Origin of the sequence: Azospirillum sp. A1-3 (genome assembly GCF_023806445.1) — a bacterium.
In the GTDB taxonomy this organism is placed as follows: Bacteria; Pseudomonadota; Alphaproteobacteria; order Azospirillales; family Azospirillaceae; genus Azospirillum.
Genome location: NZ_JAMSLU010000002.1, coordinates 305322 through 319812 on the forward strand (window position 1 = coordinate 305322; position 14491 = coordinate 319812).

The 14491-nt window shown below is 63.5% G+C and carries 13 protein-coding genes, 2 pseudogenes and 1 other annotated feature; of the genes and pseudogenes, 9 read left to right on the forward strand and 6 right to left on the reverse strand.

What is annotated here, in order from left to right; translation table 11 throughout:
- Positions 1 to 24 precede the first annotated feature (24 nt).
- Positions 25 to 1794: a glyoxylate carboligase gene (gcl, locus tag M5E06_RS14795; protein WP_252138811.1), complete on the reverse strand. Its 1770-nt coding sequence runs from the start codon at positions 1792 to 1794 to the stop codon at positions 25 to 27.
- A gap of 331 nt (positions 1795 to 2125) precedes the next feature.
- The gene (locus M5E06_RS14800) at positions 2126 to 3532 is read right to left on the reverse strand and encodes an MFS transporter (protein WP_252138812.1); all 1407 of its coding nucleotides are present in this window, start codon (positions 3530 to 3532) and stop codon (positions 2126 to 2128) included.
- 254 nt (positions 3533 to 3786) lie between these two features.
- Here M5E06_RS14800 and M5E06_RS14805 point away from each other — a divergent pair, with 254 nt between their 5' ends.
- The 3 genes from M5E06_RS14805 to M5E06_RS14815 all read left to right on the forward strand — a co-directional run bounded on the left by M5E06_RS14805 (position 3787) and on the right by M5E06_RS14815 (position 6388).
- The gene (locus M5E06_RS14805; protein ID WP_252138813.1) at positions 3787 to 4239 is read left to right on the forward strand and encodes a RidA family protein; all 453 of its coding nucleotides are present in this window, start codon (positions 3787 to 3789) and stop codon (positions 4237 to 4239) included.
- Between the two features lie 15 nt (positions 4240 to 4254).
- Positions 4255 to 4884 carry a pyridoxamine 5'-phosphate oxidase family protein gene (locus M5E06_RS14810; protein ID WP_252138814.1) on the forward strand — a complete coding sequence of 210 codons (630 nt, stop codon included), beginning with the start codon at positions 4255 to 4257 and terminating at the stop codon, positions 4882 to 4884.
- 211 nt (positions 4885 to 5095) lie between these two features.
- Complete coding sequence (locus M5E06_RS14815; protein ID WP_252138815.1) at positions 5096 to 6388, forward strand: adenylosuccinate synthase; 1293 nt, start codon at positions 5096 to 5098, stop codon at positions 6386 to 6388.
- A gap of 81 nt (positions 6389 to 6469) precedes the next feature.
- Here the strand turns inward: M5E06_RS14815 and M5E06_RS14820 are convergent, their stop codons facing one another.
- On the reverse strand, positions 6470 to 7336 hold the full coding sequence (locus M5E06_RS14820) for an alpha/beta hydrolase (protein ID WP_252138816.1): 867 nt from the start codon (positions 7334 to 7336) through the stop codon (positions 6470 to 6472).
- Between the two features lie 124 nt (positions 7337 to 7460).
- Between M5E06_RS14820 and M5E06_RS14825 the strand changes: the two genes are divergently transcribed.
- The 6 genes and pseudogenes from M5E06_RS14825 (at position 7461) to M5E06_RS14855 (ending at position 12190) form a co-directional block, all read left to right on the forward strand.
- The gene (locus tag M5E06_RS14825) at positions 7461 to 8255 is read left to right on the forward strand and encodes an AraC family transcriptional regulator (protein ID WP_252138817.1); all 795 of its coding nucleotides are present in this window, start codon (positions 7461 to 7463) and stop codon (positions 8253 to 8255) included.
- 547 nt (positions 8256 to 8802) lie between these two features.
- A pseudogene (locus M5E06_RS14835) lies at positions 8803 to 9111 on the forward strand (IS6 family transposase); the annotation flags it as partial.
- A 59-nt stretch (positions 9112 to 9170) separates the two neighbouring features.
- Positions 9171 to 10391 carry an IS256 family transposase gene (locus M5E06_RS14840; RefSeq protein ID WP_252136767.1) on the forward strand — a complete coding sequence of 407 codons (1221 nt, stop codon included), beginning with the start codon at positions 9171 to 9173 and terminating at the stop codon, positions 10389 to 10391.
- 49 nt (positions 10392 to 10440) lie between these two features.
- Positions 10441 to 10845 carry a DDE-type integrase/transposase/recombinase gene (locus tag M5E06_RS14845; protein ID WP_252139352.1) on the forward strand — a complete coding sequence of 135 codons (405 nt, stop codon included), beginning with the start codon at positions 10441 to 10443 and terminating at the stop codon, positions 10843 to 10845.
- 25 nt (positions 10846 to 10870) lie between these two features.
- Positions 10871 to 11559: pseudogene (locus tag M5E06_RS14850) on the forward strand (IS3 family transposase); the annotation flags it as partial.
- Positions 11098 to 11214: a sequence feature (AL1L pseudoknot), on the forward strand. Its footprint overlaps the pseudogene before it by 117 nt.
- 427 nt (positions 11560 to 11986) lie before the next feature.
- Positions 11987 to 12190 (forward strand): hypothetical protein, encoded by a 204-nt coding sequence (locus M5E06_RS14855; RefSeq protein WP_252138818.1) that lies wholly within the window; start codon positions 11987 to 11989, stop codon positions 12188 to 12190.
- Between the two features lie 342 nt (positions 12191 to 12532).
- On the opposite strand, the gene M5E06_RS14860 is transcribed toward M5E06_RS14855, so the two are convergent.
- The 3 genes from M5E06_RS14860 to M5E06_RS14870 form a co-directional block, all read right to left on the reverse strand.
- Positions 12533 to 12886 (reverse strand): hypothetical protein, encoded by a 354-nt coding sequence (locus M5E06_RS14860; RefSeq protein ID WP_252138819.1) that lies wholly within the window; start codon positions 12884 to 12886, stop codon positions 12533 to 12535.
- Positions 12887 to 13444: 558 nt separating this feature from the next.
- Positions 13445 to 13951 (reverse strand): RES family NAD+ phosphorylase, encoded by a 507-nt coding sequence (locus M5E06_RS14865; RefSeq protein ID WP_252138820.1) that lies wholly within the window; start codon positions 13949 to 13951, stop codon positions 13445 to 13447.
- Complete coding sequence (locus tag M5E06_RS14870) at positions 13948 to 14442, reverse strand: Xre family toxin-antitoxin system antitoxin (RefSeq protein WP_252138821.1); 495 nt, start codon at positions 14440 to 14442, stop codon at positions 13948 to 13950. Before M5E06_RS14870 ends, M5E06_RS14865 begins: the two co-directional genes overlap by 4 nt.
- Positions 14443 to 14491 lie beyond the last annotated feature (49 nt).

The following is a 14491-nucleotide window of genomic DNA, read 5'->3' on the forward strand; positions in this document are numbered from 1 at the left end:
GGAGGGAATTCACCTTCTGGCCCGTCAGACCAGCACGGTCTCGCTCTCCTCCACCGGCAGGTCCAGCGTCTCCTCGAACTCGGTGACGTTGTCGATGTCGGTGCCCATGGAGATGTTGGTCACCCGCTCCAGCACCAATTCGACGACGACCGGCACCTGATACTCGTCCATCCAGGCCTGGGCCTGGGCGAAGGCGTCCTGGATGCGGTCCGGCTCGGTGACGCGGATCGCCTTGCAGCCCAGCCCTTCGGCCACCGCGACATGGTCGACGCCATAGACGCCGATCTCCGGCGCGTTGATGTTCTCGAAGGACAGCTGCACCTGGAAGTCCATCTGGAAGGCGCGCTGCGCCTGCCGGATCAGGCCGAGATAGGCGTTGTTTACCAGCACATGGATGTAGGGCAGCTTGTGCTGGGCGCCGACCGCCAGCTCCTCGATCATGAACTGGAAGTCGTAGTCGCCGGACAGCGCCACGATGCGCCGCTTCGGATCGGCCACCCGGACGCCCAGCGCCGCCGGCAGGGTCCAGCCCAGCGGGCCGGCCTGACCGCAGTTGATCCAGTGGCGCGGCTTGTAGACGTGCAGGAACTGCGCGCCGGCGATCTGCGACAGACCGATGGTGGTGACGTAGGTGGTGTCCTGACCGAAGGCGCTGTTCATCTCCTGATAGACGCGCTGCGGCTTCATCGGCACCTGATCGAAGTCGCTGCGGCGGTGCATCGACCGCTTGCGGCCCTGGCAGTCCTTGACCCAGGCGCCGAGGTCCTTGAACTTGCCGGCGGCCTTCCACTCCTTCGCCACCGCGATGAACATGTCCAGCGCCGCGCCTGCGTCAGAGACGATGCCGAGGTCCGGCATGAAGACGCGGCCGATCTGGGTCGGTTCGATGTCGACATGCACGAACTTGCGGCCCTTGGTGTAGACCTCGACCGAGCCGGTGTGGCGGTTGGCCCACCGGTTGCCGATGCCCAGCACGAAGTCGGACTTCAGCATGGTGGCGTTGCCGTAGCGGTGGGCGGTCTGCAGCCCCACCATGCCGGCCATCAGCGGATGGTCGTCAGGAATGGTGCCCCAGCCCATCAGCGTCGGGATGACCGGCACGCCCAGCAACTCGGCGAACTCCACCAGCTTGTCGGACGCATCGGCGTTGATGATGCCGCCGCCGGCCACCACCAGCGGACGCTCCGCCGCGGCGAACATCGCCAGCGCCTTTTCGACCTGTTGGCGGGTGGCCGCCGGCTTGTAGACCGGCAGCGGCTCGTAGGCCTCTTCGTCGAACTCGATCTCCGCCATCTGAACGTCGATCGGCAGGTCGATCAGCACCGGGCCGGGCCGGCCGCTGCGCATCAGATGGAAGGCCTGCTGGAAGACGTAGGGCACCTGCGCCGGCTCCAGCACGGTCAGCGCCCACTTGGTCACCGGCTTGGCGATGTCCGGCACGTTGATGGCCTGGAAATCCTCCTTGTGCAGGCGGGCGCGCGGCGCCTGTCCGGTGATGCACAGGATCGGGATCGAGTCCGCGATCGCCGAATAGAGGCCGGTGATCATGTCGGTGCCGGCCGGGCCGGAGGTGCCGATGCACACGCCGATGTTGCCGGCATTGGCCCGGGTGTAGCCTTCGGCCATGTGCGAGGCGCCCTCCACATGGCGGGCCAGGACATGGCGCATCGTGCCGCGCCGCTGCATCGCCGCGTAGAAGGGGTTGATCGCGGCGCCGGGGACGCCGAAGCAGACGTCGATGCCCTCCCGCTCCAGCACCCGCACCGCCGCTTCCGCCGCCGTCATTCTCGTCATGGTAAAAACTCGCTTTCGGGGTGGGTTTCGACAGTAACTTCCTTGAGGCTCATTCAGGCATTCTTCGGGCCTGGAGCATTCCAAAGTAAATTTCTCTATCGGCTGGCAACATCGGCGGCATGGCTCATGGAGATGACGCCGCCGGTACTCAGGCCCGATTGTGCCCGGTCCGCCCTGTGCCTGCGCGCGGGAGAACGCCAAGTTTGCACGCTCCCCCGCCAATCATGGCTTTGACCGGAATGGCAAAGCCATTAGGCCATGACTGCGCCCCGCCGACCCTGTTATTACCCCCAAGTTCCGCCGGGTTGTGCAGGACCGGCCAGTGCGGCCATCAGGTCGACTGCTGCCGGGAACCGGCGAGAGCAGGCTCGACATTCATCTCTTCCGTGTGTGTGGCAATTTCTTCCAGCGACATACCGCGGGTTTCGATGCCGAATTTGTAGATGACAAGCGCCGCCATGACGAAGCAAGCCGCGCCCAGCCCGAACACCCCAGTCGTTCCGGCGACGGGCAGGATGATGCCGACGGTGGTCGGGCCGATGAGGGACCCCATGCGACCGGCCGTGGAAGACAGGCCGCAACCGGATGCCCGCGCCCCGGTCGGGAAGAGTTCCGGCGTGTAGGTGTAGAGAACGGCCCACATACCGAACAGGAAGAACTGCATTGAGAAACCGGATGCGAAGAGGGCCGGAATGCCCAGGTTCCCCAGAGCGACGTAACCGTACGTCATGACCGCGAGGGCTCCGCCGAGCAGCGTGATGATGCAGGTCGGCTTGCGCCCCCAGCGCTCGACGGCCCAGGCCGCCCAGAGAAACCCGGGGATACCACCGGTCGAAATGTAGACCGTGTAGAGAACCGACTTCGTCACGTCGTAGCCGGATTGCTGCAGAAGCGCGCCGAGCCAAGTGCTGAGCCCGTAGAAACCGAGAAGCGCGAAGAACCACAATGCGCATGCCGTCAGGAGGCGGGGGCGGTAGACGCCGCTCCACAGATCACGCAGACCGATCGATGCCGGTGCGCTGCCCGCCGTTCTGGCGATCACCGGGGGCAGTACGGTGAGCTTCAGTCGCTTCTTTACGGTGCCTTCAATGCCGTCCACGATGGCCGAAGCCTCGGCGGCCCGTCCCCGCGATTCCAGCCACCGGGGGGACTCCGGCACGAAACGCCGTATGACGAACAGGAAGAGCGCCGGAACCGCGCCGATTTCGAACATCGTGCGCCAGCCGTAGCTCGGCAACACCATGTAGGAGATCAATCCGGCACAGATGAACGCGATCGGCCAGTTTCCGTCCATGAGTGCCAGATACTTGCCGCGCCGCTTCGCTGGAATGAATTCGGAAAGCAGCGTCTGCGCCAGCGGCAACTCCATCCCCATGCCAATCCCGAGGATGAACCGGTACACTCCGAGCGTCAGGGGGTCCGTCGCTGTCGAGCACAGATAACTTCCCACGCCCCACACGATCATGCTCATTTGAAAGAGCGGTTTCCTTCCGAACCGGCCCGCGAACAAGCCCGAACAAACCGCGCCGATCGCCATGCCGACGAAACTGGCACTCCCTAACATTCCGGCTTCAGCCGTCGTAAGCCCGAACTCCGCCTTTATCGACCCCAGAAGGTAGGTCATCATGGCCAGATCAAGATTATCGAAGAAGAACGCTAGGCCAATGATCAGAAGAAGGAACCGGTGATAACTACAAAGCGGCAGTCTCTCAAGCCGATCGCTCGCGCAGATGTTCATTGTGGCCTCCCATAACTGTTCGTACAGGAGACTATCCGGCTTCTGATGCGCCTGCTCGCGAGCCGGCGCCAACCTCTGTCGCAAGAATGCCAAACTGCACTCCGACAGGGCGCGACCATTTGGCTGTCGCGGGGCTTGCATCCCGATTGGCGAGAGAACGCGCAAACATGGCGCCCGCGCGCGCGCGGCGGCGCGGCGGGACTGTCATTGTTACGTGCTCCGACAATTCATTATATCTGCAAGGTGGGCTTCACATGGTTTTGAACCACGATCTTCTTCGAAACGTGCCCGACATCCAAATGTCTGCGGCAGCCTTTAAACCTTATGTCGTACATGGAGGAATCGTTCATGTGTCCGGCCAATTGCCGGTCAGGGACGGCAAGCCGGTCTGCGTCGGCCGCGTTCCGGGTGCCGTCTCCGTCGATCAGGCGCGGGAGGCCGCTGAACTGTGCGCCCTCAATGTCCTGGCTTGGTTGAAGCACGCCTGCCAGGGCGATTTCACCCGCGTCGAACGCTGCATCCGGCTGGGTGGTTTCGTTGCCGCTGATGAAGGATTTGCAGATGCACCGACCATCATCAACGCCGCCTCGCAGATCATGACCTCGGCCTTCGGCGAGCGGGGCGAGCACGCCCGCATCGCCATCGGCGTCAAGAGCCTTCCCTTCGATGCCCCCGTCGAGGTCGAGGGCATCTTCGCCATCCGCTGATCGGGACGAAGCAGAATGAACAGCTCCACTGCCCTACCGGCCTATTTCGACAATGGCATGCGGCGTTCCGACCTTGCATGGAACGACTGGGAGGCCATTTCGAAATTTCTTGCCGACCAGGTCGTCTGCCGTATCGCAATCCATGACGATCCCTTTCCCTATGTTTTGGCTCAGAGCTACCGGTTTATTGACGGGGTGTTTCTACTTCACTGCTCCCGCTTCGGACGAATGGCCGGACTGATCCACAGCAATCCGCACGTGACCATCGAGGTCGACCATTTGGTCGCTCTGCTGAAGGCGCCGAAGGGGCAAAACACCAGCTTCGAATATTACAGCGTGCTCGCACGATGCCACGTCGATCCGTCGGAGGACCTCGAGGCCGTGCGGCGCCAGCAATATGAGGTGCTGGAGAAATACCGCCCGGAACGCGACTACACGCCGATCGATGATTTTGCACCGGCACAGATCACGACCTTCCGCTGCAAGGTCGTGCAGATGTCCGCGAAGAAGCGCATTCTCGCCGATGGTCAATATTCGCCTCCCGGCCAGCCGCAGGCGCCCTATCTGCGGTACCCGTTCCCACCACCGGCAGCCCTGTCATCGCTGCCGCCGGGCGCCTTCGACCCCAACCGGTTCAAGTCCTAAATCAAGGCTTCAGTCGCTTTGAATACAAATGGCCCCATTCGGCCGCCGGGCTTCGGCCGCAAGAGCGGTGCACAGCAAAGTGGCATCCGCATCGGCGTTCAGCCGGTGCCGACTGGGCGAGAAAGACACCGCACCTCTGGTCGCGATGCAGCACCGCGGCCGGGAGGTGCGGAGCCTTCAATAACGGTTTGACATCACAACGGAGAATCCCATGGCCAACGTCGTGGTTGTCGGCGCCCAGTGGGGCGACGAGGGCAAGGGCAAGATCGTCGACTGGCTGTCCAGCCGGGCCGATGTGGTGGTGCGCTTTCAGGGCGGTCACAACGCCGGCCACACACTGGTGATCAGGGGCGTGACGTACAAGCTCAACCTGTTGCCCTCCGGCGTAGTGCGCCAGAGCAAGCTGTCGGTCATCGGCAACGGCGTCGTCTTCGACCCGTGGGCATTCATCCGCGAAATCAACGCGATCAAGGACAAGGGTGTCTCCGTCACGCCGGAAAACCTAATCGTCGCCGAGAACGTTTCGCTGATCCTCCCGGTGCATAGCGCGTTGGACCAAGTGCGGGAGGAGGCCAAGGGCGCCGGCAAGATCGGCACCACCGGCCGCGGCATCGGTCCGGCCTATGAGGACAAGGTCGCCCGCCGCGCCATCCGCCTGTGCGACCTGACCGACGCCGCCGTGCTGGTGGAGAAGGTCGACGCCCTGCTGGCTCACCACAACGTGCTGTTCCGCGCGCTGGGCGCGCCGGAGATGACCCCGGCCGACATCCTGGATCCCCTGCGCGAGATCGCGCCGCAGGTGCTGCCCTACGCCGCCGTCGTCTGGAAGCAGCTGGACGAGCTGCGCCGCGCCGGCAAGCGCATCCTGTTCGAAGGCGCCCAGGGCACGATGCTGGACATCGACCACGGCACCTATCCCTACGTCACCTCATCCAACACGGTGGCCGGCAACGCCGCCGCCGGCAGCGGCATGGGTCCGCGCGCCGTTGGCTATGTGCTGGGCATCTGCAAGGCCTACACCACCCGCGTCGGCTCCGGCCCCTTCCCGACCGAGCTGACCGACGAGATCGGCGAACTGATCGGCCAGAAGGGCAAGGAGTTCGGCGTGAATACCGGACGCAAGCGCCGCTGCGGCTGGTTCGACGCCGTCATGGTCCGTCAGGCGGTCAAGACCGGCGGTATCGACGGCATCGCGCTGACCAAGCTGGACGTGCTGGACGGCTTCGACGAGATCAAGGTCTGCGTCGGCTACAAGCTGGACGGTAAGGAGATCGACTATTACCCGTCGAACTCCGGTTCCCAGGCCCGCGTCGAGCCGATCTACGAGACCTTCGAAGGCTGGAAGGACACCACCCGCGGCGCCCGCTCCTGGGCGGAGCTGCCGGCCCAGGCCGTCAAGTATGTCCGCCACATCGAGGAGCTGATCCAGGCTCCGGTCGCCCTGCTGTCGACCAGCCCGGAACGCGACGACACCATCCTGATGACGGACCCCTTCGCCGACTGACGGACGACCACGCGCTCCGGGTGAGGAATGCCCGGAGCGCGCCATCTTCCGGTTATCGACCGGACAAGAGGGAGGGAATCCTCAGGCCGCGCTATGCGCCCGGATCATCCCGACGACCGCTTGGTAAAGCGGTTCGCGGCGGTCGCCCAGTCGATCGCACATGTCGAAATGGTGGCCATCGGGCTGATCGATCTCCTGCACGAAGAGGCCGGCTTCTCGCCATGCCTGGACATAGAGGGCCTGCTGGCGGTGGAATTCACTGGATTCGTCGCCCCCAACGGCAATCAGCAGCGGCGGCGCCACCGCGGGGATGCGGAGGATCGGGCTGTACTCCCGCGCGCTTTGCTGATCCAGGCCAACCTTTTGGTTGAGGTAGCACAGCCGAATCGGCTCCAGGTCGTAAAGACCGCTCAAGGCGCAGCCACCCTTCACGAGGTCGGATGGTGCCAACAGGCTCTGCCAGTCGGTCGACATCATCATGGCCGTCAAATGGCCGCCGGCAGAGCTTCCGGTGACGTAAATCCGTTCGGGATCGCAGCGGTAGGACCGGGCATTCCGATAGAGCCAGAGCATGGCGTTTTGCACGTCAGAGACAATTTCGGCCATACTCACCGAGGGAGCCAGCCGGTAATTAACCGCAGCGAAATTGAACCCGTCTTCAATATATGGCTTTGCGATATAGCTGAAATCCGACTTGTCGAGGGATTGCCAATAGCCGCCGTGGATGAACACCACGATCGGAGCGTTTATCTCAGCCGAGAGGAACAGGTCGATGGATTGGGCCGCATCAGTACCATATTGGAGATTCTCATGAAGTCTTGCAGACCCACGGAACTCTTCACTGTCGCTTTTCCAACGGTTGAAAATGTCAAGATGATCAGGAATACCAGCGCGGACATTATATTCCATGTCGAGCTGTTCTTGCGTGAAGTTACGATAGACGTTCATTGGGCACTTCCCCAAGCTTGATGTTTTGTTTATAGTGATACAGTACACACACTGCGGGGGCATTGCCCCCGCACTCTCGCCAATTTATGCCTCAAACACGCCAACTCTTGCAGCAGGAGGGGATATGTTCGGCAAAAGCGAAGACCGGAGCGACTACCAGAACACTCCCCGTGCGGTTGCAGCCATGGCCAGGGATCTTCCGGACCAGTTTGTGATCCCCATGCACAGCCATTACCGTTCCCAACTGATCTTCGGTTGCAGCGGCGTTATCACGGTGACGACCATGGCGGGTACTTGGGTGGTTCCTTCACTCCGGGCCGTCTGGATACCCGGCGGCGTAGAGCACGAGATGAAAACCTCGGGCCGCGTTGAAATGCGAACGGTCTACGTCGATCCTGACGCCTGCCGGAACTTGCCGAAAGGCTGCTGCGTCGTGGCGGTCAGCCCGCTCTTACGGGAATTGATCGTTGCTGCCGTCAAATTCGATAACGACTATTCGGACGGCGGGCGGGAGGACAGGATTATGAGTCTGATTCTGGACGAAATTCGCCCGGCGCCGGTCCTGCCACTTGATCTGCCCCTGCCCAGTGACCGAAGGCTATTGAGGATCTGCCATGCCATTCTGGAGGAGCCCAGCTGTACCACCAACTTGTCGGAATTCGGCAAACAGACGGGCGCCAGCCAACGTACACTGGAGCGGATGTTCCCTCTGGAGACAGGCATGACATTCTCGAAATGGCGTCAGCAGGCCAGATTGCTATGTGGCATTCGCATGCTCGCTGAGGGCTCGGCAATCTCAATGGTCGCTATGGACCTCGGCTATGAGAGCCCCAGTGCATTCAGTGCCATGTTCCGGCGCGCGCTTGGGATCGCTCCTTCCGAATATTTCCAGGTGATCGACGCAAGGAAGGCACTTTAAGTGGTGTTGTTGCATAAATCGGACTGCGAGCAAGCTGCCCGCTATCTCCTGGGTTTCAGGCGAGCTTGCGTGAGACCGGCATTCGGCTCTGTTGCAAAGTTTGCCGGCAGGCGCGAGATGATGGTTACGAACATCACCGCCGATGCTACGCCGCCTGAAGTTCGAGTTTCTGGCTGATGAACTGGACGGCCTCGGCGAGCACACAGGGTCCAAGGTTGAAGGCGCGTTCGACGAGGCGCGCCTCGCCCCGCATGTCGCGGGTGATGTTGAAGCTGGACGCCTGACCTGTAATTGCTCAGGGGGCTGGCCGGTAAAGAGAGTGGCCGGGCTTAAGCTGGGTCGGAGGTGCCTCTAACGGGCCGTTGCCTCGCGAGGCTGGATATGAGTCATGTGTGGACGACCGCTGCGGTGCAAGGGAAATCGGTGCGGTTGGCAATGCGGGCGGGTGCGGTCATGTGTCCGGCCTCCAGAGGGTTCCGTTGCAAAGTTTGCCGGCGGGCGGAGATCGGGTAAAACCCAGCCCTTTCGGCGTTGAGGTGACACGGTGATGCGGAGCACGAAGAGCCCGTTCAAGGGCCGGCAGTTCACGGCAGCGGTCATCCTGTGGGCGGTGCGCTGGTATCTGCAGTTCCCGATCAGCTACCGCGATCTGGAGGGGATGCTGTCCGACCGCGGTGTGGCCGTCGATCACACGACGCTCTACCGCTGGATCCAGGCCTACGCCCCGGAACTGGACAAGCGCATCCGCCCATACCTGCGGATGACCACCGGCTCCTGGCGGGTGGACGAGACCTACGTGAAGGTGAAGGGGCGATGGATGTATCTGTACCGCGCCGTCGATGCGCACGGGCAGACCAGGGAGTGTCAGGAATTCCGTGCTTGGCGGGGTTATCCTGACATGGAAGGAGACCCGCCATGGCCCGACGCAAAGAGCCTGTTATCCCGGACGCGATCCTCGACCAGCTGCTGGCTGGAGCTGACGCCAAGACGGCCTTCGATCAGAACGGCTTGCTCGACCAGCTGAAAAAGGCGCTGACGGAGCGAGCCCTGAAGGCGGAGCTGGATCATCACCTGGCCGGTGACGAGAGCGGCAACCGCCGCAACGGTTACGGCCACAAGACGGTGCTGACCGAGGGTGGCTCGATGGGCCTGTCCATCCCGCGCGATCGGACCGGGACGTTCGATCCGGCGCTGATCGGCAAATACCAGCGCCGCTTCCCCGGCTTCGACGAGAAGATCGTGTCGATGTACGCGCGGGGCATGTCGACGCGGGAAATCACCGGACACCTGCGGGAACTCTACGGCATCGAGGTGTCGGCCGACCTGATCTCCACGGTAACGGACGCGGTGATCGAGGAGGTGACGACCTGGCAGAACCGGCCCCTGGAGGCGATCTATCCTCTGGTGTTCCTTGATGCCATCCGGGTCAAGATCCGCGACGAAGGCTTGGTGCGCAACAAGGCCATCCATGTTGCCATTGGTGTGCGCGCCGACGGCGGCAAGGAGGTGCTGGGGCTGTGGATTGAGCAGAACGAAGGCGCCAAGTTCTGGCTGCGCGTGCTGAACGAACTGAAGAACCGCGGCGTGGAGGACATCCTGCTGGCAGTGGTCGACGGGCTGAAGGGCTTTCCCGAGGCGATCGCCGCCGCCTATCCCGAGACGATTGTCCAGACCTGCATCGTTCATCTGTTACGCCATAGCATGGAGTTCGCGTCCTGGAAGGACCGCAAGGCCATCGCCGCCGCACTGAAGACGGTCTACGATGCCGTCGACGACAAGGCCGCCGAGGTGGCCCTGAGCGCCTTCGAGGACGGCCCCTGGGGCGAAAAGTATGCGGCCATCGGCAAGGCGTGGCGGCGGGCGTGGCAGGAGGTCATCCCCTTCTTTGCCTTTCCCCGCGAGGTCCGACGCATCCTTTACACAACGAATTCTATTGAGGCGCTCAACTCGAAGCTGCGCCGGGCGGTGCGGGCCCGGGGGCATTTCCCCAATGACGAGGCCGCGCTGAAGCTCCTGTTTCTCGTCTTGAACCGCGCCGAGAAAGACTGGAAGATGCCGCCACGGGAGTGGACGGCCGCAAAGGCTCAGATGGCCGTCATCTTCGGAGAGCGCTTCGCGAAGGCGATGAACGCCTGATACTCAACACGCTCCGCCAAGCACGGAATTCCTGACACTCCCGCAGACCATCGACTTCCTACTCAGCGCCAAGCGCGATGCGGCCGCCGCCCGGCGCTTCTTCCGCAAGGCGCTGAAGCAGGCGCACACGGTGAACCCACGCACCCTAACAGTGGACAAGAACGCTGCCTACCCGAGCGCGACCAAGACGATGAAGCAGGCCGGCGAGCTGTGGCGCTTTACCAAGCTGCGCCAGGTCAAGTACCTCAATAATATTGTTGAACAGGATCACCGACGGATCAAACGGCTGGTCCGGCCGGGGCTCGGGTTCCAGGGCTTTCACACGGCGCGCCGGACGCTCGCCGGCTACGAGATCCTGGCGATGGTGCGCAAAGGGCAGGTCGCCGCCCTTCCCGTCAACGACATGCCCTCCCAGGCGGCCTTCGTCGCGAGCTTGTTCGGAGCGGTCGCCTGACGGTGTCGATACCGCGGCTCACCGCATCCGCCGTCAAACTTTGCAACGGAACCCCTCGCAGTGGGCTGCGATCAGTTCGATCGCGGCGAAGATCGGCTGCAATCCCGAGACGCTGAGGAACTGGGTTCGGCAGGCCGAGCGTAACCAGGGCAAGCGACCCGGTCCGACAACGGACGAGCAGGAGCGGATCAAGGCGCTGGAGCGTGAGGTTCGGGAACTGCGCCAGGCGAACGAGATCCTACGCAAGGCGTCGGCGTATTTCGCCCAGGCGGAGCTCGACCGCCCATTCAAGAAATGATTGCGTTCATCGACGTGCACCGTGCTGTCCATGGGGTCGAGCCGATCTGCAGGGTGTTGCCGATCGCCCCGTCGACTTACCACGCCCATGCCGCCCGACGGGCTGATCCGTCCAAGGCGCCGGCCTGTTCGCGAAGCGACACGGAGCTGAGTTTGGCTATCCGACGGGTCTGGACTGAGAACTTCCAGGTCTATGGGGTGAGGAAAGTGTGGCGGCAGTTGGGGCGGGAGGGCCTCGACGTGGCGCGCTGCACGGTGGCCCGACTGATGAAGCAGATGGGCCTGAAGGGCGCGACACGCGGCAAGGCGGTGCGCACCACGATCAGCGACCGGGCAGCGCCCTGTCCGCAGGACCGAGTGAACCGCCAGTTCCAGGCGTCGCGCCCGAATGCCTTGTGGGTGGCCGATTTCACGTACGGTGCGCCTCGACCCGGATGGTCCGGGGTGCGTGTGTCTGGAATGCTGAAGAGAAAGGAGGAACTGAATGAACGCCTTGCCCTCTGCTGTAAGAGGGCATGAGCCCAAGCGGCGGTGACCTGCCGTCAACTGGCAGGGTGACGTAGCCCGCGGGACAAGGGGATTGAGGCGAAGCCGTTACGCCAAGATGGTCCCCGAGGCTGAAGTGCTGGAAGGTTGAGGAACACGAACCGGTTAAACCGCATCCGAGGGCTGAAATGTCGCCTTCGCCTACACGGCTTAACAGGCGGAATGCCGATGTCGCCACCGGACACGTAAGTCGGCGGCCTCCGGAAAACCCGGCGCGGTTCACCTCGACCTGCTGCAGGAGCACTGGGAGGCGCGGCTGGCCGCCACGCCGCGGCGCAGCAGCTCGCGTCTGCCCGACGTGCTCGACTGGCTGCACGACCGTCCGGCCTTCACCATCAGCCGGGTGGCGGGCGAACTGAAGGGGCGGTGCGGCCTGTCGCTGCGCGGGGTGCATCTACTGGTGGAGCAGCTCGCCAAGGCCGGCGTGGTGCGCGACATCGCCGACCGCGGCGGCGAGCGGGTCTGGGCCTGCGACCTCAGCTTCCTGCCGCCCGGTCGCTGAGCGGCCGGGCCTCATCCAATAGGCCATGGCGCATGTGCATCGGCCGACCGTTACCTGACGCCATGAGAAGATCGCAGGCGAGGCGGTAAGAAGCCTTTCCGCCGCAAGGGTTGGATCGAAGCCGTTGATGCGTTGATCCATTGACGGCGTAACGGAGCGAAAATCTTCGGCAGAAACCGACCATGGGTCAAGGACATGCGCAGCATGTAATCGAGGGGTCGATAGGGCAGTTCATAGCCATTTCTCTGTGACACAGGGCTGCGTAAGCGGCTTGGCATAGCTGCGTGAACAGCCCAACGGTTGCAGACCGGCGGCGATGCAATGGGCTCGGCTGGGCGGGGGTCAGCGGCCGCGCAACGTGAACAGCAGATTGCCAAGGTCGGCAAGGCCGCGCGGCTGCGGCGTTGGCAGCAGTCCCCCGGTCCCGTCGTCCAAACCGTCATCGGGAAAGAGTGGGTGACGCCGCGCGAGGCGGGCGCGCAGGGCAACAGCTTCGGCTTCGGCGACGCGGGTCCGCTCCAGCAACGTCGCATTCTCAACCGTCAGCCGGTCGACTTCGGCCCGCAGCGCCGCTAACTCGGCTTCATGTGACGCGGCTCCAATGGATGAGGCCACTGTCGGCAGAGCATCCGGGGCCGCCGGGGTAATCCCCGCGAGCAAATCGAGCGTACCGGGATCCTCGGGATCAATGGCCATCGCAATGGTCTCCGCCTTCTCGCGCTAAAGGTATGATAGCATAAGCGGATCCCCGCTGCACCGCTGGACGGAGGCGACACCCGCCTCCTCCGGAGTAGCGCCAACCGGTCATCCTCCTCAGCAGGTGACGCCGTGATGGGCCGATGTGGCTGCGAGCCTCCATCTTGGCAGTCGCCGAGGGAGAACTCTCTGCCAACATGGCGGAAAACTTGGCTTTAATCGCCCTTACAAGCCACTGCCAGCGCCGGGCCATACCCCTGTACGGCCTCTGCTGGGCACCGAGGGCATTCGCGGCGAAACCGCCGGGCCGCGCCGCTACAGACACCGGCGGGGACGGCCGAAGATCGTGATGCCCACCCGCTCGGAGCGCCTGGAGGTCGACTACGCCGCACTCGACACCCTGCTCGCCGATACCAACTGGGTCGTCGAACGCGTGCAACTTCTGCTGAAGAGCCGGTGACGGACTCCGCGACGCCCTGACGACCCTGTCGTTGACGGGCTGACCAGGCGGTCGTGCGTGCACCGCCAGACTGGAGGCGAGCGGTGGACGCCTCTTCGTCAGGTGGGCGGCGGGTGCAACCGCGTGTCCAGCGCAAACCGCTCCTGGGAGCGCATCGTGTACGCCCCCGCCGCCAGAGACGCGACGAACAAGAGGTTCCAGCTGTGCGAGGACACGGCGCTTGGGATGAGGACAAACTTGTGTGCGCTCAGCACTGCATCGCCGAACTGCTGCTGCCCAAAGCTGGGGATGCCGGGACGAAGCCAGTTGGGGTTAGACACCTCGGCCGGTGTGACCACATGGACGGCGGCAGGGTCGATGATGGTCAGGGTCGTCAGCGCATGCGGGACGGTGTCGAGCGCTTTGAAGCCCTTGTGGACCGCAACCTCGAGGATCGCGGTTGCCGGATCGAGAGAGCAGTAGACCGCGCGAACTCCTTTGCTGTTCCAGCGGCCGCCGAAGCGGAAGGCCCCCTCCCCGCTGTCCCAGGTCGTGCGGAAGGGCTCCGGGTCGAGACGCCACGCGACGAGTTCACTGCCGCCCAGCGCCGCAGGCAATGGCGTCACGTATAGACCCCGGAAGCCATCCGCCCCAGGTAATCCTCGACCATCTCGACCCCGGTGGGGGTGTCCAGCAGGTCCAGCGGACGGTTGTTGTCCAGCCCGATGGCCGGACGCTCCAGCCACTGCTCGGCCTCCTCCTGGGAGCCGAAGACCTCGGAGGCCTGGGCCAGAACCTCGGCCAGCTTCCAGGTCCGGCCACCCTGCTCGGGGCTGAGCGGCTTGTCTGGTGCCCCCTTGCGGCGCTGATAGGTGCGCACGCTCATCCCCACGGCGGACTCGATGCTTGCCGGCGTGAGGACCCGCAAGTGGGTCACGAGATGGTGCAGCGCGCCACCAGGCAAGCCAGTCTTGATGGCATTATGGGCATCGAGTTGCGTCACCACTGGGCGTTTGAATACCCGCGAACCACCGAGCAGGTCGATGACGCGCTGATAGGTTCCCGTCTCACCCCGTTCAGTGTCGGACCCGACCGCGGCCATGGTGTTCTCCGTCATCTGTCGCCTCAAAAGTGACACATGACGCAATGGGATTCAAGCCACCAGC